At 70.7% G+C, this 23,714-nt stretch carries 22 protein-coding genes and 2 tRNA genes; 9 read left to right on the top strand and 15 right to left on the bottom strand.

Annotation, left to right across the window (positions count from 1 at the left end; translation table 11 throughout):
• Position 1: 1 nt before the first annotated feature.
• Positions 2 to 1,669 carry a DAK2 domain-containing protein gene (locus ACJ512_RS08905; protein ID WP_407685681.1) on the bottom strand — a complete coding sequence of 556 codons (1,668 nt, stop codon included), beginning with the start codon at positions 1,667 to 1,669 and terminating at the stop codon, positions 2 to 4.
• Positions 1,670 to 2,001: 332 nt separating this feature from the next.
• Between ACJ512_RS08905 and rpmB the strand changes: the two genes are divergently transcribed.
• Entirely contained in the window at positions 2,002 to 2,196 is a 195-nt protein-coding gene (gene rpmB / locus ACJ512_RS08900) for a 50S ribosomal protein L28 (protein ID WP_407685667.1), read from the top strand.
• Between the two features lie 157 nt (positions 2,197 to 2,353).
• Here rpmB and ACJ512_RS08895 read toward each other — a convergent pair whose 3' ends face one another.
• Both ACJ512_RS08895 and ACJ512_RS08890 read right to left on the bottom strand, forming a co-directional pair.
• Complete coding sequence (locus tag ACJ512_RS08895) at positions 2,354 to 3,037, bottom strand: uracil-DNA glycosylase (RefSeq protein WP_407685666.1); 684 nt, start codon at positions 3,035 to 3,037, stop codon at positions 2,354 to 2,356.
• Between the two features lie 58 nt (positions 3,038 to 3,095).
• A complete protein-coding gene (locus tag ACJ512_RS08890) occupies positions 3,096 to 3,995 on the bottom strand; it encodes a thiamine-phosphate kinase (protein WP_461480106.1) in 900 nt (299 codons plus the stop codon).
• A 152-nt stretch (positions 3,996 to 4,147) separates the two neighbouring features.
• Here ACJ512_RS08890 and ACJ512_RS08885 point away from each other — a divergent pair, with 152 nt between their 5' ends.
• The gene (locus ACJ512_RS08885; protein WP_407685664.1) at positions 4,148 to 4,729 is read left to right on the top strand and encodes a DUF3515 domain-containing protein; all 582 of its coding nucleotides are present in this window, start codon (positions 4,148 to 4,150) and stop codon (positions 4,727 to 4,729) included.
• Here ACJ512_RS08885 and ACJ512_RS08880 read toward each other — a convergent pair whose 3' ends face one another.
• Positions 4,730 to 5,857 carry a D-alanine--D-alanine ligase family protein gene (locus ACJ512_RS08880; protein ID WP_407685680.1) on the bottom strand — a complete coding sequence of 376 codons (1,128 nt, stop codon included), beginning with the start codon at positions 5,855 to 5,857 and terminating at the stop codon, positions 4,730 to 4,732.
• Positions 5,858 to 5,919: 62 nt separating this feature from the next.
• A complete protein-coding gene (locus ACJ512_RS08875; protein WP_407685663.1) occupies positions 5,920 to 6,948 on the bottom strand; it encodes an NAD(P)H-dependent glycerol-3-phosphate dehydrogenase in 1,029 nt (342 codons plus the stop codon).
• 111 nt (positions 6,949 to 7,059) lie between these two features.
• Between ACJ512_RS08875 and cofC the strand changes: the two genes are divergently transcribed.
• The 3 genes from cofC to mutT1 all read left to right on the top strand — a co-directional run bounded on the left by cofC (position 7,060) and on the right by mutT1 (position 10,994).
• Complete coding sequence (gene cofC / locus ACJ512_RS08870) at positions 7,060 to 7,710, top strand: 2-phospho-L-lactate guanylyltransferase (RefSeq protein ID WP_407685662.1); 651 nt, start codon at positions 7,060 to 7,062, stop codon at positions 7,708 to 7,710.
• Positions 7,711 to 7,796: 86 nt separating this feature from the next.
• Entirely contained in the window at positions 7,797 to 9,983 is a 2,187-nt protein-coding gene (locus tag ACJ512_RS08865) for an RNA degradosome polyphosphate kinase (protein WP_407685661.1), read from the top strand.
• A gap of 72 nt (positions 9,984 to 10,055) precedes the next feature.
• Positions 10,056 to 10,994: an 8-oxo-(d)GTP phosphatase MutT1 gene (gene mutT1, locus ACJ512_RS08860; RefSeq protein ID WP_407685660.1), complete on the top strand. Its 939-nt coding sequence runs from the start codon at positions 10,056 to 10,058 to the stop codon at positions 10,992 to 10,994.
• A gap of 57 nt (positions 10,995 to 11,051) precedes the next feature.
• Here mutT1 and ACJ512_RS08855 read toward each other — a convergent pair whose 3' ends face one another.
• From ACJ512_RS08855 to leuC, 3 genes are all read right to left on the bottom strand, one after another.
• Entirely contained in the window at positions 11,052 to 11,702 is a 651-nt protein-coding gene (locus tag ACJ512_RS08855; RefSeq protein ID WP_407685659.1) for an HU family DNA-binding protein, read from the bottom strand.
• 215 nt (positions 11,703 to 11,917) lie between these two features.
• Positions 11,918 to 12,514: a 3-isopropylmalate dehydratase small subunit gene (gene leuD / locus ACJ512_RS08850; protein WP_407685658.1), complete on the bottom strand. Its 597-nt coding sequence runs from the start codon at positions 12,512 to 12,514 to the stop codon at positions 11,918 to 11,920.
• A gap of 21 nt (positions 12,515 to 12,535) precedes the next feature.
• Positions 12,536 to 13,996 carry a 3-isopropylmalate dehydratase large subunit gene (leuC, locus tag ACJ512_RS08845; protein ID WP_407685657.1) on the bottom strand — a complete coding sequence of 487 codons (1,461 nt, stop codon included), beginning with the start codon at positions 13,994 to 13,996 and terminating at the stop codon, positions 12,536 to 12,538.
• Positions 13,997 to 14,082: 86 nt separating this feature from the next.
• Here leuC and ACJ512_RS08840 point away from each other — a divergent pair, with 86 nt between their 5' ends.
• A complete protein-coding gene (locus ACJ512_RS08840; protein ID WP_407685656.1) occupies positions 14,083 to 14,784 on the top strand; it encodes an IclR family transcriptional regulator in 702 nt (233 codons plus the stop codon).
• Between the two features lie 61 nt (positions 14,785 to 14,845).
• On the top strand, positions 14,846 to 15,361 hold the full coding sequence (locus ACJ512_RS08835; RefSeq protein ID WP_407685655.1) for a pyridoxamine 5'-phosphate oxidase family protein: 516 nt from the start codon (positions 14,846 to 14,848) through the stop codon (positions 15,359 to 15,361).
• Positions 15,362 to 15,378: 17 nt separating this feature from the next.
• On the opposite strand, the gene ACJ512_RS08830 is transcribed toward ACJ512_RS08835, so the two are convergent.
• From ACJ512_RS08830 to ACJ512_RS08815, 4 genes are all read right to left on the bottom strand, one after another.
• Positions 15,379 to 15,451 (bottom strand) — tRNA-Glu (locus ACJ512_RS08830).
• 85 nt (positions 15,452 to 15,536) lie between these two features.
• Positions 15,537 to 15,608 (bottom strand) — tRNA-Gln (locus ACJ512_RS08825).
• A gap of 144 nt (positions 15,609 to 15,752) precedes the next feature.
• Entirely contained in the window at positions 15,753 to 17,213 is a 1,461-nt protein-coding gene (gene gltX / locus ACJ512_RS08820; protein ID WP_407685654.1) for a glutamate--tRNA ligase, read from the bottom strand.
• Positions 17,210 to 18,016 carry a fumarylacetoacetate hydrolase family protein gene (locus ACJ512_RS08815; RefSeq protein WP_407685653.1) on the bottom strand — a complete coding sequence of 269 codons (807 nt, stop codon included), beginning with the start codon at positions 18,014 to 18,016 and terminating at the stop codon, positions 17,210 to 17,212. The genes gltX and ACJ512_RS08815 overlap by 4 nt, the downstream gene beginning before the upstream one ends.
• A gap of 160 nt (positions 18,017 to 18,176) precedes the next feature.
• Between ACJ512_RS08815 and ACJ512_RS08810 the strand changes: the two genes are divergently transcribed.
• A complete protein-coding gene (locus ACJ512_RS08810; protein WP_407685652.1) occupies positions 18,177 to 19,421 on the top strand; it encodes an MFS transporter in 1,245 nt (414 codons plus the stop codon).
• Here the strand turns inward: ACJ512_RS08810 and ACJ512_RS08805 are convergent.
• Complete coding sequence (locus ACJ512_RS08805; RefSeq protein ID WP_407685651.1) at positions 19,324 to 20,334, bottom strand: 3-isopropylmalate dehydrogenase; 1,011 nt, start codon at positions 20,332 to 20,334, stop codon at positions 19,324 to 19,326. The genes ACJ512_RS08810 and ACJ512_RS08805 overlap by 98 nt on opposite strands.
• Before the next feature lie 7 nt (positions 20,335 to 20,341).
• A complete protein-coding gene (serA, locus tag ACJ512_RS08800; RefSeq protein WP_407685650.1) occupies positions 20,342 to 21,928 on the bottom strand; it encodes a phosphoglycerate dehydrogenase in 1,587 nt (528 codons plus the stop codon).
• 149 nt (positions 21,929 to 22,077) lie between these two features.
• Between serA and wrbA the strand changes: the two genes are divergently transcribed.
• A complete protein-coding gene (wrbA, locus tag ACJ512_RS08795) occupies positions 22,078 to 22,695 on the top strand; it encodes an NAD(P)H:quinone oxidoreductase (protein WP_407685649.1) in 618 nt (205 codons plus the stop codon).
• Here the strand turns inward: wrbA and ilvC are convergent.
• Positions 22,692 to 23,693: a ketol-acid reductoisomerase gene (gene ilvC, locus ACJ512_RS08790; RefSeq protein WP_407685679.1), complete on the bottom strand. Its 1,002-nt coding sequence runs from the start codon at positions 23,691 to 23,693 to the stop codon at positions 22,692 to 22,694. The genes wrbA and ilvC overlap by 4 nt on opposite strands.
• Positions 23,694 to 23,714: the final 21 nt, after the last annotated feature.

Raw genomic sequence — 23,714 nt, 5'->3', positions numbered from 1 at the left:
GCTACTCGACCCCGATCAGCAGCACGTCGCCGCGATGGCCCGTGCGGTAGGTGACCAGCTCGGTGCCCGGGTGGTGGTCGTGCACGTGTCGCTGCAGCACGTCGCCGACGCCCGCGCAATCCTCGCCGGCCGTCGCGTGGTCCGGTTCCAGGCCGGCGCCGACCAGCAGCGTCACCAGGTCGCCGCCCGAGGCCAGCAGCAGGTCGAGCAGTCCGATCGCGGCCTGGGCCACGTCGTCGGCCACGATCAGCACCTCGTCGCCCGCGATGCCCAGCCCGTCACCCGGCTTGCAGCGGCCCGCCCACGTCAGCGCGCTCTCTGTCGCGATGCGCACCGAACCGTGGCGGGCCGCGCCGGCGGCCCGCGCCATCGTGTAGCCGTCGTCGACGGCCTGCCTGCCGGTTTCGTGCACGGCCAGCGCGGCCAGCCCCTGCACCATCGACCCGGTCGGTATCGGCACCACGTCGATGCCCCAGCCGATGGCCGCGGTGCAGCCGGCTACCAGTTCCTCGACGGCCACGAATCCGTTGGGCAGCACCATCACCTGCGCGGCGCCGGTGTCCACCACGGCCCGCATCAGCTGGTGGGCGCTGATGTGGCCGGGCGGCTCGGTGCCGTCGGGGTCCGAACGCAGCACGCAGGCGCCCTCACCGCCGAACAGCTCGGCCGCCCCGTCGCCGTCGACGACGGCCAACACCGCCCGTTCCCGCGTCCAGCTGCCCGCCGGCAATCCCGCGGCCCCCGAGCTCAGGGCGGACACCACGATCCGGCTGGGCCGCCCGGCGGCCAGCCCCGCCTCGATCGCGGCGCCGGCGTCGTCGGTGTGTACGTGCACCGAATAGCCACCCTCCGTCGACGGCGCGGCCGCGATCGCCACGGAGTCGCCCAGCTCCCCGAGCCGGTCCCGCAGCACGTCCGCGCCGGCGGCGGCGCAACCGTCCAGCCGGTACATCACCTCGAACTGCGGGGACGGCCGTTCGGCGGGGGCGTCGGGCTGCGGCGCGCGCGGCGACAGCTCGTACACCTCGCGGGCGGACGTCTGCCCGGTGACCGTCGACCGCAGCGCGTCCAGCAGCACCAGCAGGCCCCGGCCCCCGGCGTCGACGGCACCGGCGTCGGCCAGCACGTCGAGTTGCTCCGTCGTCTTCTCCAGCGCGACCACCGCCGCGTCGCCCGCGGCGGTCAGCGCCGCGGCCAGGCCCTCCTCGGCGCACGCCGCGACGGCGTCGGCGGCGGACCGCAACACCGAGACGATGGTCCCGGGCACCTCCTGGCCGCCCATCGAGGCGATGACCAGGTCGACGGCGCGGTGCAACGCCGCCCCGAGGACGGCGGCGTCCAGCTCGGGCAGTTCACCCCCGGAATCGGCGGCGCGGGCCGCGGCGACGTCGGCGACACCACGCAGGATCTGGGACAGGATCACCCCGGAATTGCCGCGGGCGCCGTTCAGCGCACCGGCCGACAGCGCGGCCGCGACCCGGGCGACACAGCCCGACCCGCCGGCCGCCGCGTTCGCCTCGGCGAGCGCGGAACGCATCGTGAACAGCATGTTCGCGCCGGTGTCGGAATCGGCGACGGGGTACACGTTGAGCCGGTTGATCTCGTCGATGTGGACGATCAGGTCGCCGACGGCGGTGTGCGCCCAGTCCCGCAGGGCCGACGCGTCCAGCGGACGATCCGGCCTGCCCTCGAGCGTGCCTTCCGAAGCGCTCACAGCGACCCACCTCCTCCCGCGCCGGCCTCCGGTGCGCGCCAGCGTAGCCTGGCGACGACGCGCACGACCGGCCCGCGAGCCACCACCCCGCGGGCACGGGCGAGCGGCCAAATCGAGCCTAACCACCGGCGCCGACACCGCGCCTCGTAAGATTGCCGTCGGCGCCGGTCGTTTTGGTGGTTGCCCACCACAGTCGGTATCCTGGGCTGACCCGGTTTTCCAGGGATACCTCTGTTGCGCTATCCCGGCCGGCTTGCCGGACCCCCGATGATTTGAGGAGCTTTGACATGGCCGCTGTGTGCGATATCTGCGGGAAGGGCCCCGGCTTCGGCAAGTCGGTGTCGCACTCCCACCGCCGCACCAGCCGCCGGTGGGACCCCAATGTTCAGACCGTGCACGTCGTCACCCGTCCCGGCGGCAACAAGCAACGGCTCAACGTGTGCGCGTCCTGCATCAAGGCCGGCAAGGTCGTCCGGGGCTGACCCCGCCCCGAACTCGCCGCGGACGCCCTACATCGGCTCCGGGCGCGTTGATTTGTCGAGGAACGTGACGTGTTCGTCCAGGCTGGCTTCCGCTCTCGAAGGCTCCCCGCCCCGGGCCATCCGCGGCGGTGTGCCCGAAGCGCCGTCATCGTCGCGCTCAGGGCAACCGCCAGTCGACCGGATCGGCGCCCAGCTCCTTCAGCAGATCGTTGGCGCGGCTGAACGGGCGCGAGCCGAAGAACCCGCGCGACGCCGACAGCGGCGAGGGGTGTGGCGACTCGATCGCCACGCAGTCGCCGGCGGCCAGCATGGGTTTCAGCGTCGAGGCGTCGCGGCCCCACAAGATCGCCACGAGCGGCCGCGGGCGTTCGACCAGGGCGCGGATCGCGCACTCGGTCACCACTTCCCACCCCTTGCCCCGATGCGACGCCGGATTGCCCGGGCGCACGGTGAGCACCCTGTTGAGCAGCAGCACGCCGCGCTGCGCCCACGGCGTCAGATCGCCGCACGAGGGCTGCGGATGGCCCAGGTCGGCGGTGTACTCGTCGAAGATGTTGGCCAGGCTGCGGGGCAGCGGGCGCACCTCCGGGGCCGCCGAGAAGCTCAGCCCCACCGCGTGCCCCGGGGTCGGATACGGGTCCTGCCCCACGATGAGGACGCGCACGCTCTCGAAAGGAAAGGTGAAGGCGCGCAACACGTTCGGTCCCGCGGGTAGGTACCGGCGGCCCGCGGCGACCTCGGCCCGCAGAAATTGCCCCATTGCCGCCACCTGGTCGGCCACCGGCTCGAGGGCCTGCGCCCAGCCCGGCTCGACGAGCTCGTGCATCGGCCGCGCGGTCACCGCCGCCACCTCGTCATCGCGTAGACGGTCACCGCGCCACCCTACTCACGTCGCCCGGCTAATCCTGGAACGACTGCCAGCCCGCGTACCCGCCCCACGGCGCGCCGTCGACGAGCACCCGGGGCGGGCCGTCGAGCACCCGCCCGATGACGCGCCACCCGGGCGGCACCGGGCCGGCGAAACAGGCCGCCAGCGCGTGGTCTTCGCCGCCGCCGAGCACCCACGACCACGCGTCGGCGCCCGCGGCGGCGGCGGCCTCACCCAGCGGGTCGCGGTCGGCGGCGAGCGCCGCGGTGGACACGTCGAGGCCCACCCCGGACGCCTCGGCGACGTGCCCGAGGTCGGCGACGAGCCCGTCGGAGACGTCGATCATCGCCTGCGCTCCGGCGGCCGCGGCCGCGGCTCCGGCGCCGTAGGGCGGCCGGGGCACCAGGTGCCGGCGGCGCAGGTCTTCGAACCCGTCGATGTCGTTGTGCCACAACGCATATCCGGCGGCTGAACGACCGAGGTCGCCCGCGACGGCCAGCGCCGAACCGGGTTTGGCGCCGGACCGCAGCACCGGCGCGCGGCCGTCCAGGTCCCCCAGCACCGTCACCGACAGCACCCATTGCGGGCAGCTGACGAGGTCACCGCCGACGATTCCGGCGCCGACCCGTGCCGCCTCCTCCCACATCCCGTCGACCAGCGCGTCGGCGTCGGCCGCCGCCGTGTCGCCGGGCGCCCCGAAGCCGACGAGGAACGCCGTCGCCCGCGCGCCCATCGCCTCGACGTCGGCGGCGTTCTGCGCGATCGCCTTGCGTCCGACGTCGTGGGGCGTCGACCAGTCCAGCCGGAAGTGCCGGTCCTGCACCAGCATGTCGGTGGACGCCAGCACCCGGCCGTCGCCGGCGGACACCATCGCCGCGTCGTCGCCGGGGCCGAGCAGCACCGCGCCGGGCTGCCGGCGCCCCCGCACCATCCGGTCGATCACGGCGAACTCGCCGAGCTGCCGCAGGGTCGGGGCGGTGCCGGCCGTGTCGTCGCCCACCACACCTCCTGCGACCTGCGGTAAGTTCGGTACCTGCCCGCGCGAGCGGACCGCGCCAGTGTACGAGAAGGAGGCACGGGGCGTTGACGACCGACCCGGCCACCGGTTCCGGCGACTCGGGGCCGCCGCGCGCGGTGATCGTCGCCGCGGTGGCCCTGGCCGTCGTGGCGATCGGGGTGGTGCTGGCCGTCGCCGCGAACCGGGAGGGCCCTCCGCGACCGGTGTCGCTTCCGGCGATGCCCGCGCCGCATGCCGACGACCCGGCGTGCCGGGCGCTGGACCGCGCGCTGCCGCAACGGCTCGGCGACTACCGGCGCGCACCGCTGGCCCAGCCGGCACCCCACGGCGCGGCCGCCTGGCGCGCCGACCCCCGGGGCGAACCCGTGGTGCTGCGCTGCGGGCTGGACCGGCCCGCCGGCTTCATGGTGGGGTCGCCGATCCAGGTCGTCGACCGCGTGCAGTGGTTCGAGACGGCCGCCCCGGCGCAATCCGCCGGTCCCGCAACGACTGACGCGGCGGCCTTCACGTGGTACACGGTCGACCGGCCGGTGTACGTCGCGCTGACGCTGCCGCCGGACTCGGGGCCGACGCCCATCCAGGAGCTCTCCGAGGTGATCGACCGGACCGTCGCGGCGGTGCCGATCGACCCCGCCCGCCCCGAATGATCAGCGCAGGCCCGTCCCGCGGGCCAGGGCCGTGTCGATCATGGTCGCCAGCAGGGTCGGGTAGTCCACACCGCCGGCCGCCCACATCCGCGGGAACATCGAGATCGTGGTGAACCCCGGCATGGTGTTGATCTCGTTGATCACCGGGCCGTCGTCGGTCAGGAAGAAGTCGACGCGGGCCAGGCCCTGGCAGTCGATGGCCCGAAACGCCCGGATCGCCAATTCGCGCACGGTGTCGGCGATGTCGTCGTCGACCTTGGCGGGCACGTCCAATTCGGCCGCGTCGTCGAGATATTTGGTCGCGAAGTCGTAGAACCCGTCCTCGCGGCCCCGCACGCCGGCCACCCGGATCTCCCCCAGCGTGCTGGCCCGCACGGTGCCGTCCGGCATCTCGAGCACGCCGCACTCCAGCTCGCGGCCGTTGACCGCCGCCTCGACGATCACCTTCGGGTCGTGCCGGCGGGCGATGGCGACGGCGGCGGGCAGCTCGTCCCAGCTCGAGACGCGGCTGACACCGATCGAGGACCCGCCCCGGGCGGGCTTGACGAAGACCGGCAGGCCGAGCCGCTCGCGTTCCTCGGGCCGCAGGGTCGAGCGCGACGGGCGCAGCACGACGTGCGCCCCGACGGGCAGTCCCTCGGCGCTCAGCAGCTTCTTCGTGAACTCCTTGTCCATGCCGGCCGCGCTGGCCAGCACCCCGGCTCCGACGTAGGGCACACCGGCGAGTTCGAGCAGGCCCTGGATGGTGCCGTCCTCGCCGTAGGGGCCGTGCAGCACCGGGAACAAGACGTCGACCTCGCCGATGACCGACGCCAGGACCTCGCCGGTGCTCGCGGGCAGCGACACCAGCTGGCCGCTGCGCCGCGGATCGGCCGGCAGGGAGAGCTCGGTGCCCGATTCGGTGGTCACCTCCGGCAGCCGCCGGTCGGTGATCGCCAGCGCGTCCGGGTCGCCGTCGGTGAGCACCCAGGAGCCTTCCGGGGTGATGCCGATCGCGACCACGTCGAAGCGCCGCCGGTCCAGATTGCGCAGGATGCTGCCCGCGGACACGCAGGAGATGGCGTGCTCGTTGCTGCGGCCACCGAAGACGACGGCAACGCGCACGCGGCCACCGGGTGGCGGGGCCACCGGCCGGTCAGAGGCATCCACAATATGGAGAGGCTACCGGCTGGGCGGCTCGCGGGTCGCCCTCACTCGGGCTTGGTGCTGCGGCCCAGCAGCAGGGCCACCGCGGCGTCCACCGACAGCCCCTTGTGACAGACCCGGTGCACGGCGTCGGTGAGCGGCATCTCGACGTCGTAGCTGGACGCCAGCGCCAGCACCGATTCGCACGACGTCACCCCCTCGACCACGGTGTCCCCCTCGCCGGCCCGCAACGCCGACTGCACGGTCGCGCCCCGGCCCAGGCGTTCGCCGAACGAGCGGTTGCGCGAATACGGCGACGTGCACGTGGCCACCAGGTCGCCGACCCCGGCCAGCCCGGCCAGCGTCGCGCCCTTGGCGCCGAGCGCTATCCCCAGGCGCATGATCTCCGCCAGGCCCCGGGTGACGATCGCGGCCGCGGTGTTCTCGCCCAGCCCGACGCCGGCCGCCATCCCGCACGCGAGCGCGATGACGTTCTTGCAGGCGCCACCGATCTCGGTGCCGACCACGTCGCTGTTGGTGTAGGGGCGCACGTACCCGCTGTTGAGCATCCGCTGCAGGGCCACCGCACGGCCGGAGTCGCTGCACGCCACCACCGTGGCCGCGGGCTGGCTCGCGGCGATCTCACCGGCCAGGTTCGGACCGGAGATCACCGCGACCTGGGCCGAGTCCACGCCGGTCACCGAGACGATGACCTGGCTCATCCGCATCAGGGTGCCCAGCTCGATGCCCTTGGCCAGGCTGACCAGGGTGGCGCCGTCGGCCACCAGGGGCGCCCACTTCTCGAGGTTGGCGCGCATCGTCTGGGCCGGAACACCCAGCAGCACCGTCGATGCGCCCGCCAGCGCCTCGGCCGCGTCGGCGGTGGCGAGGACGCCCGGCGGAAGCAACGCACCGGGCAGGTAGTCCCGGTTGCACCGGGTCGCGTTGATCTGCTCGGCCACTTCGGCGCGCCGGGCCCACAGCCTGACCGCCGCCCCCGGCCCCCCGGCGTCGACGAGGACCTTGGCCAGCGCCGTGCCCCACGCGCCGGCGCCCATCACCGCGACGCCGCCGTCACCCCCGGTACCGGCCATGGGCACCCCTGTCTGTCGTCGCGACACCAAACCATCACCCGGCGCTTCACAGTAGCCGGGCCAGGGTGCCGGGCGGGACCGCCGGAGTCTGCGCCCTGGCAGGATGACCTCATGACCGGCACCGGGGGCGACGGCGGGGGCGACGTCGCGTTGATCATCGCGGTCAAGCGACTGGCCGCCGCCAAGACCAGGTTGGCCCCCGTGTTGTCGGCGCAGGCCCGCGAGAAGGTGGTGCTGGCCATGCTCGTGGACACCCTGACCGCCGCGGCCGCGGTGCCGGCGCTGGGTTCGATCACCGTCATCACGCCCGACGAGGTCGCCGCGGCCGCGGCGGCCGGGCTCGGCGCCGGCGTGCTGGCCGACCCGACCCCCGACGGCCACGGCGACCCGCTGAACAACGCGATCGCCGCGGCCGAACGGTCGGTGTCCGAGAGGTTCGCCAATATCGTTGTGCTGCAAGGAGATTTGCCCGCACTGCAAGCTCGGGAACTGGCCGAGGCGATCGCCGCCGCGCGCCAGTACCGCCGCAGCTTCGTCGCCGACCGGCTGGCCACGGGAACCTCCGCGCTGTGCGCGTTCGGAACCCCGCTCGACCCCCGGTTCGGCCCGGATTCCTCGGCGCGGCATCGCCGTTCGGGCGCGATCGAGTTGACGGGCGCGTGGCCCGGTCTACGTTGCGACGTGGACACGCCGGCCGACCTGACGGCCGCACGGCGCCTCGGTGTCGGGGCGGCGACCGCCCGGGCCGTCGCCCAGCAGTGATGCCCGCCGCCCGGCGGATCCGTCCGCTCGGTGAACTTCGGGCCAACGGCGATTGGATGTATGTCGGGCGCTAGCAGCATACGGGGGTGATGAGCAATGATCACTTCGTGACCGATACCGAGGCTGAACCCCGTCCCGACGAGAGCGTATGGCATGCGGGCGACCCCGCGGTGGCGGCACCCCCCGCGACGACTCCGGCGGCGGGCACCGACCTGCCGGAAGACCGTTACCTCAACCGGGAACTCAGCTGGCTGGACTTCAACGCGCGGGTTCTCGCGCTGGCCGCCGACAGCTCGCTGCCGTTGCTGGAGCGGGCCAAATTCCTGGCGATCTTCGCCTCCAACCTCGACGAGTTCTACATGGTGCGCGTCGCCGGCCTCAAGCGCCGCGACGAGATGGGGCTGTCGGTCCGCTCGGCCGACGGCCTGACCCCGCGCGAGCAACTGGCCGTCATCGGCGAGCAGACCCAGAAGATCGCCAGTCAGCACGCGCGGGTGTTTCTCGATTCGGTCCGACCGGCGCTCGCCGAAGAAGGCATCCACATCGTCACGTGGGCCGATCTGGATCAGGCCGAACGCGAACGGCTGTCGGCCTATTTCACCGAGCAGGTCTTCCCCGTCCTGACGCCGCTGGCCGTCGATCCCGCCCACCCGTTCCCGTTCGTCAGCGGGCTGAGCCTGAACCTCGCGGTCAGCGTGCGGCAACCCGAAGACGGCACCCGGCACTTCGCCCGGGTGAAGGTGCCCAACAACGTCGATCGCTTCGTCGAACTCGACAGCCGCGACGTGGGCATCGACGGGCCGGAAGTCGTGCGTTACCTGCCGATGGAGGAACTCATCGCGGTCTTCCTTCCCGATCTCTTCCCGGGCATGGAGATCGTCGAGCAGCACGCCTTCCGCATCACCCGCAACGCCGACATGGAGGTCGAGGAAGACCGCGACGAAGACCTGTTGCAGGCGATGGAGCGGGAATTGGCGCGCAGGCGCTTCGGTCCGCCGGTACGCCTGGAGATCGCCGACGACATGACCGAGAGCATGCTCGAGTTGCTGCTGCGCGAACTCGACGTGCACCCCGGTGACGTCATCGAGGTGCCCGGCCTGCTCGACCTGTCGTCGTTGTGGCAGATCTACGGGCTGGACCGCCCGGGGCTCAAAGACGCGGCGTTCGTTCCGGATACGCATCCCGCCTTCGCCGACCGGGAAACGCCCAAGAGCATCTTCTCGACGCTGCGCGAAGGCGACGTGCTGGTGCACCACCCCTACGACTCGTTCTCGACCAGCGTGCAGCGCTTCATCGAGCAGGCCGCCGCCGACCCCAACGTGCTGGCGATCAAGCAGACGCTGTACCGCACGTCGGGCGATTCGCCCATCGTCCGGGCGCTGGTCGAGGCCGCCGAGGCGGGAAAGCAGGCGGTGGCCCTGGTCGAGCTCAAGGCGCGCTTCGACGAACAGGCCAACATCCGGTGGGCCCGCGAACTCGAGCAGGCGGGGGTGCACGTGGTCTACGGGCTGCTCGGGCTCAAGACGCACTGCAAGACCTGCCTGGTGGTGCGGCGCGAGGGTTCGGCGATCCGGCGCTACTGCCACATCGGGACGGGCAACTACAACAGCAAGACGGCGCGGTTGTACGAGGACATCGGGCTGCTGACGGCGGCCCCCGACCTCGGCGCGGACCTGACCGACCTGTTCAACTCGCTGACCGGCTATTCGCGTAAGTTGTCCTACCGCAACCTTTTGGTGGCTCCCCACGGAATTCGCACCGGCATCATCGAACGCGTCGACCGCGAGATCGCCGCTCACCAGGAGCGTGGTGGCGGGCGGATCCGGATGAAGATGAACGCACTCGTCGACGAACAGGTCATCGATGCGCTCTACCGCGCGTCGCAGGCCGGGGTGCGGGTCGAGATAGTGGTACGCGGCATCTGCGCCCTGCGCCCCGGCGCGGAAGGCTTCTCCGAGAACATCGTCGTCCGTTCGATCCTCGGCCGCTTCCTCGAGCATTCGCGGATCATCCATTTCCGCAACATCAACGAGTTCTGGATCGGCAGCGCCGACATGATGCACCGCAACCTCGACCGGCGCGTCGAGGTGCTGGCTCAGGTCAAGGACCCCAAGCTCACCCCGCAGCTGAACGACCTGTTCGAGTCCGCCCTGGATCCGTCCACGCGCTGCTGGGAGCTGTGCACCGACGGCCAGTGGACGGCGATGCCGCACGACGGCCACACGGTTCGCGACCACCAGGAGTCGCTGATGGAGCGGCACCGGAGCTCCTGAGGCCGTGTGGTAGCTTTCCAGGTCACACCGGGGGGCGACCAAGCCCAGCCGAATTGACCTGCAGGAGCGAAGTTGCCGTCCCAGACCCCGCCTGCCGATCGGCGCCCGGGGAGCCGGATCGTCTACGCCGCAGGGGCGGTGCTGTGGCGGGTATGCGCGGCCGGCCCGGACGTCGAGATCGCCGTGATCCACCGTCCCCGCTACGACGACTGGTCGCTTCCCAAGGGCAAGATCGATCCCGGTGAGACGGCGCCGGTGGCCGCGGTGCGCGAGGTGTGCGAGGAAACCGGTCACCACGCCGTTCTGGGCCGGCGGCTCACCTCGGTGAGCTACCCCGTCCCGCAGGGGACCAAGAAGGTCTACTACTGGGCGGCACGCAGTGCCGGTGGCGAATTCGCGCCGGGCAAAGAGGTCGACGAGCTGATCTGGCTGCCGGTCGCCGCCGCCATGGCCAGGGTGAGCTACCCGCACGATCGGAAAGTGTTGCGCCGCTTTGCCAAGGGCCCGGCAGACACCCACACCGTGCTCGTGGTCCGGCACGGCACCGCGGGCAGCAAATCACGTTTCGCCGGCGATGACGCCCTACGGCCGCTGGACAAGCGGGGCAGGGCCCAGGCCGAGGCGCTGGTTCCGCAACTGACGGCTTTCGGCGCCACGGACGTGTACGCGGCCGACCGGGTGCGCTGCCGGCAGACGGTGGAACCGCTTGCGGCCGAACTCGGCGTGCCCATCCACAACGAGACCGCCCTGACCGAGGAGTCCTACGCCGAGGACCCGGATCGCGGCCGCGAGCGGGCCCTGCAGATCGCCGCGCAACCGGGGACACCTGTCATCTGCACCCAGGGCAAGGTGATTCCCGATCTGATCGCCTGGTGGTGCAAACGCGACGGCCTCAAGCCCGACACGGCGCGCAACAACAAGGGCAGCACCTGGGTGCTGTCGATGTCGGCCGGGCGGCTGACGGGGGCCGACCACATCGGCGGCGCACTGGCCGCCAACGTGCGCGCCTGACGCGCGAATACCCTTCGGGGGCATCGCTGCCCCCGAAGGGCTTCTGCTGCGGACTGCTTACTTGCGGCCGCGCCGCGACGTTGCCGCGGCCTTCTTGGCCGGGGCCTTGGCCGCCGCCTTCTTCACCGGGGCCTTGGTCGCGGCCTTCTTCACCGGGGCCTTGGCCGCCGCCTTCTTCACCGGGGCCTTGGCCGCCGCCTTCTTCACCGGGGCCTTGGTCGCGGCCTTCTTCACCGGAGCCTTGGCCGCCGCCTTCTTCACCGGGGCCTTGGTCGCCGCCTTCTTCACCGGGGCCTTGGTCGCGGCCTTCTTGGCCGGGGCCTTGGTCGCCGTGGTCTTCTTGGCGGCGGTCTTCCTGGCCGCCGCCTTCTTGGCCGCACCCGCGGCTACGACACCGCGCTTGACGGCGGGACCCTCCGCCGGGAGGCGCTGCGCCCCAGAGACAACCGCTTTGAACTGGGCACCGGGCCGGAACGCCGGGACGGACGTGGGCTTCACCTTCACCGTCTCGCCGGTACGCGGATTGCGGGCGACCCGCGCCGCGCGCCGACGCTGTTCGAAAACACCGAACCCGGTGATGGTGACGCTGTCGCCCTTGTGCACCGCACGCACGATGGTGTCGACGACATTCTCGACGGCGGCGGTGGCGTGCCGACGGTCCGAGCCCATTTTCTCTGTGAGCACGTCAATGAGCTCTGCTTTGTTCATCCATACCCTCCGAAGCCGTTGGTCCTCGTTTTTGGGAACCGACTAGTGCACACGGTAAACCTTTACCGGGCAAATTTCCAAGAGCCACGCGCAGTTTCAGGGCATGCCGAGCGTCAATTTCGCAATCCGGTTGCCGCCCTTGACTCGTGGGCAACCCCCGAAATCGGCCCCGCCGCCGCGGTCGCCGGGGCCCGAATTCGGCGCCCGGCACGGCCTCATCGGGTGGGCGAAATGCGCGGCTTCCACTCGGGTCGGGTGGCCTCGAACGCCTCGATCTCGCCGAGTTTCCGCAGCGTAAGGGCTATATCGTCGAGCCCCTCGAGCAGTCGCCAGGCGGTGTGATCGTCAATCTTGAACGGCAGCACCGCCGTTCCGGCGGTGATATTTCGATCTTGAAGATTGGCAGTGATTTCCAGGCCCGGGCTCTGCTCGATGAGCTTCCAGAGCAGTTCGACGCCGTCCTGGGAAACTTCTGCCGCCAGGAGGCCCGCCTTGCCCGCGTTGCCCCGGAAAATGTCGCCGAAGCGCGAGGAGATGACGACCCGGAATCCGTAGTCCATGAGTGCCCACACCGCATGCTCGCGAGACGAGCCCGTCCCGAAATCGGGTCCGGCGACCAGGACTGAGCCCCGGTCGAAGGGGCTGAGGTTCAGCACGAAAGAGGGATCCGAGCGCCACGTGGCGAACAAACCGTCCTCGAAACCGGTTCGGGTGACACGCTTCAAAAAGACCGCCGGAATGATTTGGTCGGTGTCGACGTTGGAGCGCCGCAACGGCACGCCGATACCGGTATGGGTGCGAAAGGCTTCCATGCTCGTCCCCTTGTCAGTCGTTCAGTTCAGGTCCGCTGGCGCGGACAATGTTCCACGGACCGCCGTGGCCGCGGCCACGGCCGGCGAAACCAGATGCGTGCGGCCGCCCTTGCCCTGCCGGCCTTCGAAGTTGCGGTTGGAGGTCGCGGCGCACCGCTCCCCCGGCGCAAGCTGATCCGGGTTCATCCCCAGGCACATCGAGCAGCCGGCCTGTCGCCATTCCGCCCCCGCTGTGGTGAAAATCTCATTCAGCCCTTCGGCTTCGGCCTGTGCGCGGACCCGCATGGAGCCGGGCACGACGAGCATCCGAACCCCCCGGGCAACCCTGCGGCCACGCAACACGTCGGCCACCGCGCGCAGATCTTCGATGCGGCCGTTGGTGCACGAGCCGACGAACACCGCGTCGACGGCGATGTCACGCATGGGAGTGCCCGGTTGAAGGCCCATGTACACCAAGGCTTTCTCGGCGGCACGTCGATCGCCCTCGTCGGCGATCTGCTCGGGATCCGGGACGGTAGCGCCCAACGGCACCCCCTGGCCGGGATTGGTCCCCCAGGTGACGAACGGGCTCAACGACGTTGCATCGAGATGCACCTCGGTGTCGAAGACGGCGCCGGGGTCCGTGCGCAGCTGCTGCCAGTACCGCATCGCGGCGTCCCAGTCCGCACCGGTCGGCGCGTGCGGCCGGCCGCGCAGGAACTCGTAGGTGGTGTCGTCCGGCGCCACCATCCCCGCCCGGGCGCCGGCTTCGATGCTCATGTTGCAGATCGTCATCCGGCCCTCCATCGACAGCGATTCGATGGCGGTGCCGCGGTATTCGATGACGTGGCCCTGCCCGCCGCCCGTGCCGATCTCGGCGATCAGCGCCAGGATGACGTCTTTTGCGGTCACCCCCTCGGGCAGCCGCCCGTCGACCCCCCCGTCCACATTGACCGCCATGGTCTTGAACGGCCGCAACGGCAGCGTCTGGGTGGCCAGCACGTGCTCGACCTCCGAGGTGCCGATGCCCATGGCCAGCGCCCCGAACGCGCCGTGGGTGGAGGTGTGGCTGTCCCCACAGACGACCGTCATTCCCGGTTGCGTCAGCCCCAATTGGGGCCCGACGACGTGCACGATGCCCTGCTCGATGTCGCCCATCGGATAGAGGCGGACCCCGAATTCCTCGCAGTTGCGCCGCAACGTCTCGACCTGGGTGCGCGACACCGGATCGGCGATCGGCTTGTCGATGTCGACGGTGGGCACGTTGTGGTCCTCGGTGGCCAGCGTCAGGTCGGGCCGGCGCAACGGGCGGCCGGCCAGGCGCAGGCCGTCGAAGGCCTGGGGGCTGGTCACCTCGTGCACCAGATGCAGGTCGATGTAGATCAGGTCGGGCGCCCCCCCTTGTTCGGGACCGCCACCGGATACCACAACGTGGTCGTCCCAAACCTTTTCGGCCAGGGTGCGCGGCGCGCCCGCGCCGGCCGCCTTGATCTGCGATCCCATCTCGACCTCGTCTCGATTCGCCTCGTCTGCGCCCGCCGCCCGATCCGGACTGGTGATCTCACCATGCGAGACGCTAGTATCTCTTCGTGAGACAGCATAGCGGCATCGGCGTCCTCGACAAAGCGGTGGGCGTCCTGCGCACCCTTGCCGAATCGCCATGCGGGTTAGCCGAACTCTGCGAGCGAACCGGCCTGCCCCGGGCCACCGCGTACCGGCTGGCGGCCGCCCTGGAAGTGCACCGCCTTCTGGCACGCGACGACGACGGGCGCTGGTGCCTGGGACCCGCGGTCAGCGAACTGGCGACACGCGTGCACGATCCCCTGCTGGCCGCCGGCGCGGCCGTGCTCTCCGAACTGCGCGAGACCACCGGCGAAAGCGTCCAGCTGTACCGCCGCGAGGGCACCTCGCGCGTCTGCGTGGCCGCCCTGGAACCGGCTGCCGGCCTTCGCGATACGGTCCCGGTCGGGGCGCGGTTGCCGATGACGGCGGGATCGGGGGCCAAAGTACTACTGGCCCATAGCGACGCGGCGACCCAGAAGTCCGTTCTGCCGACGGCGAAATTCACCGACCGGACACTGGCCGAGGTGCGCCGGCGCGGCTGGGCGCAGAGCGTCGCCGAGCGGGAGCCGGGGGTGGCCAGCGTGTCGGCCCCGGTGCGCGACGGCAGCGGGGTCGTCGTCGCCGCGATTTCGGTGTCCGGCCCGATCGACCGGATCGGGCGACGCCCCGGCGTACGCTGGGCCGCCGACCTGCTGGCGGCCGCCGAGGCGATGACCCGCCGGCTCTGAATCCGGGCCGAGTGCGGACTACGGGCAAACGACGCAGGGGCGCCTGCCAGACTGACTACCCATGGGAACCAATCAGCGCGCGAGCATCGTCATGTCCGAGGACGAGATCGCCGACTTCGTCGTCAAGAGCCGCACCGGCACGCTGGCCACCATCGGCTCCGACGGCCAGCCGCACCTGACCGCCATGTGGTACGCCGTCGTCGACGGCGAGATCTGGCTGGAGACCAAAGCCAAGTCGCAGAAAGCGGTCAACCTCGGGCGGGATCCGCGGGTCAGCTTCCTGATCGAGGACGGCCACACCTACGACACCCTGCGCGGCGTCTCCTTCGAGGGGGTGGCGGAGATCGTCGACGATCCCGAGGTCTCGCACCGCGTGGGGGTCAGCGTGTGGGAGCGCTACACCGGCCCCTACACCGACGACATGAAGCCGTTCGTCGAGCAGATGATGAACAAGCGGGTGTGTGTGCGCATCGTCCCCCGCCGCGCCCGCTCGTGGGACCACCGCAAGCTCGGCCTGCCGCACATGCCGGTGGGCGGCTGCACCGCACCGGCGGTGCTGGGATCGGTCGGTGAGTGACCGGTGAACGGTTTTTGTAGCCCCGATGGGATTCGAACCCACGCTACCGCCGTGAGAGGGCGGCGTCCTAGGCCGCTAGACGACGGGGCCAGAACCGATCCGAGCTGCCAGCATAGCTCACCCGGCTAAGCCCACCTAATCGCTTGCGGTGGGCATCTTTTGCTCGCATCTTTTGCTGGGGTACCAGGACTCGAACCTAGAATGGCTGAACCAGAATCAGCTGTGTTGCCAATTACACCATACCCCACTGTCGGCCTGAAACCGCTGGTCGCAGCGATCGCGGGCGAGTGAAGCCACCCCGCGGGACCGCCGTTGCCAGCTGTTGTCGGCCTTTGTGAACCGCAGAGCAGACTACCAAAGACTTCGGGCGCATTCCGCACGCCCGTCGTCCCTATCCGGTGCGCGCGCCCCGCAGGCGCAGCAGGCTGCGGTCGCGACCGAGCAGCTCCAGCGACTCGAACAGCGGCGGGCTGACCGTCGCACCGGTGGCGGCCACCCGGATCGGGCCGAACGCCTTGCGCGGTTTGAGCCCCAGCCCCTCGATGAGCGCGCCTTTGAGCGCGTCCTCGATGTGCGTCGCTGTCCACTCCGGCACCCCGTCCAGCGCGGCCAGGGCCGCGTCCAGCACCGCGTCGGCGGCCGGGCCGAGCTCCTTGGCGGCGGCCTTGGGGTCGAGGGCGTATTCGTCGTCGTTGAGAAACTTCAGCAGATCCCAGGCGTCGCCGAGGACCACGATGCGGGTCTGCACCAACCGGGCCGCCGCGGCGAAGCCGGCGTGGTCCAGCCCGGTGCGACGGCCGTGCGCACCGAAGTAGTCGCGCAGCCGGGCGGTGAAGTCGTCGGCGTCGAGCATCCGGATGTGCTCGGCGTTCAGCGCGTCGGCCTTCTTCTGGTCGAAACGGGCCGGGTTGGAGTTGACGTCGACGACGTCGAACGCGGCGACCATCTCCTCGAGGCTGAACAGGTCGTGGTCGTCGGCGATCGCCCAGCCGAGCAGCGCCAGGTAGTTCAGCAGCCCCTCGGGGATGAAACCCCGCTCCCGGTGGGTGAACAGGTTCGACTCCGGGTCGCGCTTCGAGAGCTTCTTGGTCCCCTCCCCCAACACGGTTGGCAGGTGCGCGAATTCCGGGGTCCGCTCGGCGACGCCGATGCGGATCAGCGCCCGGTAGAGCGCGAGCTGACGGGGCGTCGAGGGCAGCAGGTCCTCGCCCCGCAGCACATGGGTGATCTTCATCAGCGCGTCGTCGCACGGGTTGACCAAGGTGTACAAGGGATCTCCGCTGGCGCGGGTCAGCGCGAAATCGGGCACGCTGCCCGCCGCGAAGGTGGTGGGCCCACGCACCAGGTCGTCCCAGCGCAGGTCCTCGTCGGGCATCCGCAGGCGCACCACGGGCTTACGGCCTTCGGCCAGGAACGCCGAGCGCTGCGCGTCGGTCAGCTGGCGGTCGAAATTGTCGTACCCGAGCTTGGGGTTGCGGCCGGCGGCGATGTGCCGCGCCTCGACCTCCTCCGGCGTGGAGAAGGCGTAATAGGCCTCACCCGCTTCGAGCAACCTGGCCACCACGTCGCGGTAGATGTCCTTGCGCTGCGACTGCCGGTAGGGCCCGTAGGGGCCGCCCACCTCGGGCCCCTCGTCCCAGTCGAGGCCGAGCCAGCGCAGCGCGTCGAGCAGCGCCAGATAGCTTTCCTCGGTGTCGCGCTGGGCGTCGGTGTCCTCGATGCGAAAGACGAAGGTGCCGCCGGTGTGTCGGGCGTAGGCCCAGTTGAACAGGGCGGTGCGGACCATCCCGACGTGCGGGGTGCCGGTGGGCGAAGGGCAGAACCGGACGCGGACGTTGGTGGTGGAGGTCACGACTTTCCTTTGCGGACTACGGGATTGCTCAGCGTGCCGATTCCCTCGATGGTGACCGAGACGGTGTCGCCGTCCTCGATGGGACCCACACCCGCGGGCGTCCCGGTGAGGATCACGTCGCCGGGCAGCAAAGTCATCACGGCCGAGATCCATTCCACGATGGCGCCGATGTCGTGGATCATCAGCGAGGTTCGGCTGTGCTGCTTGGTCTCCCCGTTGACCTCGGTGCGCAGTTCGAGGTCTGCCGGATCCAGTGGTTTGAGATCGGTGACGATCCAGGGCCCGATCGGGCAGAAGGTGTCGTGCCCCTTGGCCCGGGTCCACTGGCCGTCGGCCTGCTGCTGGTCGCGCGCCGAGACGTCGTTTCCGATGGTGTAGCCGAGAATGTTCGCGGCGGCCTTGGCGGCCGGGACGTCTTTGCAGGCCCGGCCGATCACCACCGCCAACTCGCCCTCGAAGTGCACCGGTGATGCGTTGGCCGGCAGGCGAATCGGCACGTTCGGTCCGATGATCGCCGTGCTGGGCTTGAGGAAGATGACCGGGTCCGCCGGCGCGGGGCCGGTCATGTTGCTCATCTCCGCGACGTGGTCGGCGTAGTTCTTGCCGACGCAGACCACCTTGCTGGCCAGGATCGGCGCCAGCAGCCGGACGTCGGCCAGCGGCCACGACCGTCCGGTGAAGGTCGGCGTGCCGAACGGGTGCTCGGCGATCTCGCGGACGGTCATTTCGGCGGGGTCGTCGGGGTCACCCTCGATGCTGACGAAGGCGACGCCGTCGGGGCTGGCGATTCGACCAAGGCGCATTCGGTTGAGCCTAGTCGGGCTGCTGCGCGGGCCCGCCGGGCGTGGCGGGTCGTCGGGCCTGCGCTTTCAGAGACGTCCCAGCCGCGTGTGCAACCATGGGCAGGTGCCGACCGACCCGGGCTCTACGGGCCAACCCAGTGCGGGCGCCCGGTGGTCGATCATGGCCGTTTCGCTGGGGGTGACGGCGAGTTCGTTCCTGTTCATCAACGGCGTCGCCTTTCTGATCCCCTCGCTGCAGTTTGCCCGCGGGATCCCGCTGACCGAGGCCAGTCTGCTGTCGTCGATGCCCAGCTGGGGCATGGTCGTCACCCTGGTGCTCTGGGGTTACGTGCTGGACCGCGTCGGCGAGCGCGTCGTGCTGACCGCGGGTTCCGCCCTGACCGCGCTGGCGGCGTATTCCGCGGCATCGGTCCACTCGCTGTTCCTGACCGGCATGTACCTGTTCCTGGGCGGCATGGCCGCCGCGAGCTGCAACAGCGCCGGCGGACGGCTGGTGTCCGCGTGGTTCCCGCCCCACCAGCGCGGCCTGGCCATGGGCATCCGCCAGACCGCTCAGCCGCTGGGAATCGCCCTGGGCGCGATGGTGATTCCCGAGCTCGCCGAACACGGCCCGCGATCGGGCCTGATGTTTCCGGCCTTCGCGTGCACGATGGCGGCGGTGGCCGCGGCCATCGGGATCGTCGACCCGCCGCGAAAACCCCGGCAGGCGGCCACCGATCAGGAACTGGCCAGCCCCTACCGGGGATCGCTCATGCTGCCGCGCATCCACGCGGTGGCCGGTCTGCTGATGATGCCGCAGACGGTCACCGTGACGTTCATGCTGGTGTGGCTGATCAACAACCTGCACTGGTCGATCGCGGGCGCCGGCGCCATGGTCACCGTCTCGCAACTCCTGGGCGCCGGGGGCCGCATCATGGTGGGCCGCTGGTCGGACCGGATCGGCTCACGGATGCGGCCGGTTCGCATCATCGCCGGCGCGGCCGCCGTGACCCTCTTCCTGCTGGCGTGGGCCGATCACCTGAACTCGGCCTACCAGGTGCCGCTCATGATCGCCATCTCGGTGCTCGCGGTGCTCGACAACGGGCTGGAGGCGACCGCGATCACCGAGTTCGCCGGGCCGTTCTGGAGCGGGCGTGCGCTGGGCATCCAGAACACCACGCAGCGGCTGATGGCGGCCGCCGCGCCGCCGATGTTCGGTGCGCTGATCACGGCGTCGAAGTATCCGGTCGCCTGGGGCCTGTGCGGGCTGTTCCCCTTGCTGGCGGTGCCGTTGGTGCCGGCGCGCCTGCTCCCGCCGGGACTGCAGGCTAGAGCCCGGCGGCAATCCGTGCGCCGACTTCGCCGGTGGCGAGCCGTTCGTTCCCGCGAGTCGACAGATAGGCCGCGACAGCCCGGTCGACTCTGACGGCGGCGTCCTCCTCGCCCAGATGGGCGAGGAGCAGCGCCACCGACATGATCGCCGCGGTCGGGTCCGCGACTCCCCGCCCGGCGATATCCGGCGCGCTGCCGTGCACGGGCTCGAACATCGACGGGTTGGCGCGGGTCGCGTCGATGTTCCCACTGGCCGCCAGCCCGATTCCACCGCACACCGCCGCGGCCAGGTCGGTGATGATGTCGCCGAACAGGTTGTCGGTGACGATCACGTCGAAGCGCGACGGATCGGTGACCAGGAAGATCGTGGCGGCGTCGACGTGTTGGTAGGCCACCTCCACGTCGGGATACTCCTCGCCGACCTCGGCCACCATCCGCGACCACAACTTGCCGGCGAACGTCAGCACGTTGGTCTTGTGCACCAGCGTGAGGTGCTTGCGCCGCCGCCGGGCGCGTTCGAACGCGTCGACCACGACGCGCCGCACCCCGAACGCGGTGTTCAGGCTCACCTCGGTGGCCACCTCGTGGGGCGTTCCGGCGCGGATCGCGCCGCCGGTGCCGGTGTAGGGCCCCTCGGTTCCCTCGCGCACCACCACGAAATCGATCTGCGGGTTTCCGGCGAGCGGGCTGCTCACGCCCGGAAGGAGCCGAGCCGGGCGCAGGTTGACGTGGTGGTCCAGCTCGAAGCGCATGCGCAGCAACAGTCCCCGCTCCAGCACGCCGCTGGGCACCGACGGGTCGCCGATCGCCCCGAGCAGGATGGCGTCGTGCTGGCGCAGTTCGGCCAGCACCGATTCCGGCAGCAGTTCGCCGGTGGCGTGATAGCGCCGGGCACCCAGGTCGTAGTCGGTCTTCTGGACGCCGGGCAGGACCGCGTCGAGGACCTTGACCGCCTCGGCCACCACCTCGGGACCGATCCCGTCGCCGGCGATGACGGCCAGCTTCATGCGCGCCTCACGACAGGTCGACCACTTCGAGTTTGTTGGCGGTCACGGCGGCCGCGATCGCCGAACGCACCTCCGCGGGGACGTCCCGGTCCAGCCGCAGCAGGATGGTCGCTCCCGGGCCCTCGGCGTCCTCGGAGAGCTGCGCGGCCTGGATGTTCACCCCGGCGCCCCCCAGCAGGGTGCCGATCTTGCCCAGCGCCCCGGGCTGGTCGACGTAGTTGATCACCAGGTTGGTGCCCTCGGCGCGCAGGTCGAAGTTGCGGCCGTTGATCTGCACGATCTTCTCGGTCAGCAGCGGGCCCGACAGCGTGCCGGCCACGTTGACGGTCGAGCCGTCCGGGCCGACCGCGCGCACGTCGACGAGGCTGCGGTGGTTGGGGCTCTCCGAGGCCTTCGTGATCTCGGCGGTCACGCCGCGTTCCTCGGCCAGCGCGGGCGCGTTGACGAACGTCACGGTGTCCTCGATGACCGCCGAGAACAACCCGCGCAGCGCCGAAAGCCGCAGCACGTCCACGTCTTCGGCGGCCAGCTCGCCGCGCACCTGCACCGACACCGACGCCGGCAGACCGCTGGACAGGGCGGCGGCCAGCACCCCCAGCTTGCGCACCAGGTCCAGCCAGGGCGCGACCTCCTCGTTGACCGCGCCGCCGCCGACGTTGACCGCGTCGGGGACGAACTCCCCGGCCAGCGCCAGCTTGACGCTCGCCGCGACGTCGGTGCCGGCCCGGTCCTGGGCCTCGGCCGTGGACGCGCCCAGGTGCGGCGTCACCACCACCTGCGGCAGCTCGAACAGCGGGCTCTCGGTGCACGGCTCCTTGGCGAAGACGTCGAGCCCGGCGCCGCGGACGTGGCCGCTGCTGATGGCCTCGGCGAGCGCGGCCTCGTCCACGAGGCCGCCGCGCGCGGCGTTGACGATGATGACACCCGGCTTGGTCTTGGCCAGGGCCTCCTTGCCGATCAGCCCCGCCGTCTCGGGCGTCTTGGGCAGGTGCACCGAGATGAAGTCGGCGCGGGCCAGCAGGTCGTCCAGCGACAGCAGTTCGATGCCGAGTTGTGCGGCGCGGGCCGCCGACACGTAGGGGTCGTAGGCGACCAGGTGCGCGCCGAAGGCCGCGAGCCGTTGGGCGACCAGTTGCCCGATGCGGCCCAGCCCGACGATGCCGGCGGTCTTGCCGAGGATCTCGGTGCCGGAGAACGACGACCGTTTCCAGGTGTGGGCGCGCAGGGAGGCGTCGGCGGCCGGGATCTGGCGGGCCGCGGCCAGCAGCAGGGCCATGGCGTGCTCGGCGGCGCTGTGGATGTTGGACGTCGGGGCGTTGACCACCAGCACCCCGCGCTCGGTGGCGGCGTCGACGTCGACGTTGTCCAGCCCCACCCCGGCGCGGGCCACGATCTTGAGCTTGGGGGCCGCCGCCAGCACCTCGGCGTCGACGGTGGTGGCCGAGCGCACCAGCAGCGCGTCGGCCTCACCCACCGCGGCCAACAGCTTCTCCCGGTCGGGGCCGTCCACCCAGCGCACCTCGACCTGGTCTCCGAGCGCGGCGACGGTTGACTGGGCGAGCTTGTCGGCGATCAATACAACAGGCAGATTCACGCGGCCAGCCTATCGGCTGCGGTTTCCGCCGGTGGCGGACGGTCGGCGCATCGTCGCGCGCGACGCCCGCACCGAATGGCTTGCCCGCGGCGCCAATACCTTTCGCGACGATCTGTCGCCGGGACCACCCTCGCGCCTAAGCTGTCGCGGTGACCAGACTCGCAGTCATCTACTACTCGGCCACCGGGCACGGCACCACGATGGCCCGGCGCGTCGCCGCCGCGGCCGAGGCCGCGGGCGCCGAGGTCCGGGTGCGACACGTCGTCGAGACCCAGGACCCGCAATCGTTTGCCCACAACCCCGCCTGGACCGCGAACTACGAAGCGACCAAGGACCTTCCCGCGGCCACCGGCGACGACATCGTCTGGGCCGACGCGGTGATCTTCGGTTCACCGACCCGCTTCGGCTCCCCCGCAGCGCAATTGCGCGCCTTCCTCGACTCGCTGGGCGGGCTGTGGTCCCAGGGCAAGCTCGCCGACAAGGTGTATGCGGCCTTCACGTCGTCGAACACCCTGCACGGCGGGCAGGAGACCACGCTGGTCACCCTCTACCTCACGCTGATGCATTTCGGCGGCATCATCGTGCCGCCGGGATACACCGATCCGTCCAAGTTCGTCGACGGCAACCCCTACGGCGCGAGCCTGGTCTCCACCCACGACAACATCGACGACATCGGCGACACCGCCGCGAACGCCCTCGACCACCTGGCCCGCCGGGTGGTGGCGGTCGCGGGGCGGCTCGCGTCGGCGCACCAGCCCGGGGGCTAAGCCGTCTCGGTGATCGGGCGGTCGACCCAGCTCATCAGGTCGCGCAGCTTCTTGCCGGTGACCTCGATGGGGTGCTCGGCGTTCTGCTTGCGCAGCTCCTCGAGCTCCTTGTTGCCGCCCTCGACGTTGGCGACCAGCTTCTTGACGAAGCTGCCGTCCTGGATGTCGCGCAGGATCTCGCGCATCCGCTCCTTGGTGCCGGCGTCGATGACGCGCGGGCCCGACAGGTACCCGCCGAACTCGGCGGTGTCGGACACCGAGTAGTTCATCCGGGCGATGCCGCCCTCGTACATGAGGTCGACGATCAGCTTGAGCTCGTGCAGCACCTCGAAGTACGCCATCTCCGGCGGGTAGCCCGCCTCCACCATCACGTCGAAGCCGGTCTTCACCAATTCCTCTGTGCCGCCACACAACACGGCCTGCTCACCGAAGAGGTCGGTTTCGGTCTCGTCTTTGAAGGTGGTCTTGATGACGCCGGCGCGGGTGCCGCCGATGCCCTTGGCGTAGGACAGCGCCAGCGCCTGGCCCTTTCCGGTGGGATCCTGGTCGACGGCGATCAGGCACGGCACGCCCTTGCCGTCGACGAACTGCCGGCGCACCAGGTGACCGGGGCCCTTCGGGGCGACCATCGCGATGGTGACCTGGGCCGGGGGCTTGATCAGCCCGAAGTGGATGTTGAGCCCGTGCCCGAAGAACAGCGCGTCGCCGTCTTTCAGGTTGGGTTCGATGTCGTTCTTGAAGATCTCGGCCTGGGCGGTGTCGGGCGCGAGCAGCATGATCACGTCGGCCCACTTGGCGACCTCGGCGGGGGTGTCGACCTCCAGGCCCTGCTCGGAGACCTTCGCCCGGGACTTCGACCCCTCCTTGAGGCCCACCTTCACCTGCACGCCGGAGTCACGCAGGCTCAGCGCGTGGGCGTGCCCCTGGCTGCCGTAGCCGATCACACCGACCTTGCGGCCCTGGATGATCGACAGATCCGCATCGTCGTCGTAGAACATCTCCAATGCCTCGGATGGCAC

The sequence above is a fragment of the Mycobacterium cajalii genome, assembly GCF_045809005.2.
In the GTDB taxonomy this organism is placed as follows: domain Bacteria; phylum Actinomycetota; class Actinomycetes; order Mycobacteriales; family Mycobacteriaceae; genus Mycobacterium.
The sequence above is the reverse complement of the archived record's forward strand: the minus strand, read 5'-3'. Positions and strand labels throughout refer to the sequence as shown.

Bases quoted from the DNA above. Each gene is read 5' to 3' on its own strand.
- rpmB (WP_407685667.1), top strand. From the start codon at position 2,002: ATGGCCGCTGTGTGCGATATCTGCGGGAAGGGCCCCGGCTTCGGCAAG.
- ACJ512_RS08890 (WP_461480106.1), bottom strand. From the start codon at position 3,995: ATGGTGCGGGGGCGCCGGCAGCCCGGCGCGGTGCTGCTCGGCCCCGGC.
- ACJ512_RS08875 (WP_407685663.1), bottom strand. From the start codon at position 6,948: ATGGCCGGTACCGGGGGTGACGGCGGCGTCGCGGTGATGGGCGCCGGC.
- cofC (WP_407685662.1), top strand. From the start codon at position 7,060: ATGACCGGCACCGGGGGCGACGGCGGGGGCGACGTCGCGTTGATCATC.
- ACJ512_RS08855 (WP_407685659.1), bottom strand. From the start codon at position 11,702: ATGAACAAAGCAGAGCTCATTGACGTGCTCACAGAGAAAATGGGCTCG.
- leuD (WP_407685658.1), bottom strand. From the start codon at position 12,514: ATGGAAGCCTTTCGCACCCATACCGGTATCGGCGTGCCGTTGCGGCGC.
- leuC (WP_407685657.1), bottom strand. From the start codon at position 13,996: ATGGGATCGCAGATCAAGGCGGCCGGCGCGGGCGCGCCGCGCACCCTG.
- ACJ512_RS08835 (WP_407685655.1), top strand. From the start codon at position 14,846: ATGGGAACCAATCAGCGCGCGAGCATCGTCATGTCCGAGGACGAGATC.
- ACJ512_RS08815 (WP_407685653.1), bottom strand. From the start codon at position 18,016: ATGCGCCTTGGTCGAATCGCCAGCCCCGACGGCGTCGCCTTCGTCAGC.
- ACJ512_RS08810 (WP_407685652.1), top strand. From the start codon at position 18,177: ATGGCCGTTTCGCTGGGGGTGACGGCGAGTTCGTTCCTGTTCATCAAC.
- ACJ512_RS08805 (WP_407685651.1), bottom strand. From the start codon at position 20,334: ATGAAGCTGGCCGTCATCGCCGGCGACGGGATCGGTCCCGAGGTGGTG.
- ilvC (WP_407685679.1), bottom strand. From the start codon at position 23,693: ATGTTCTACGACGACGATGCGGATCTGTCGATCATCCAGGGCCGCAAG.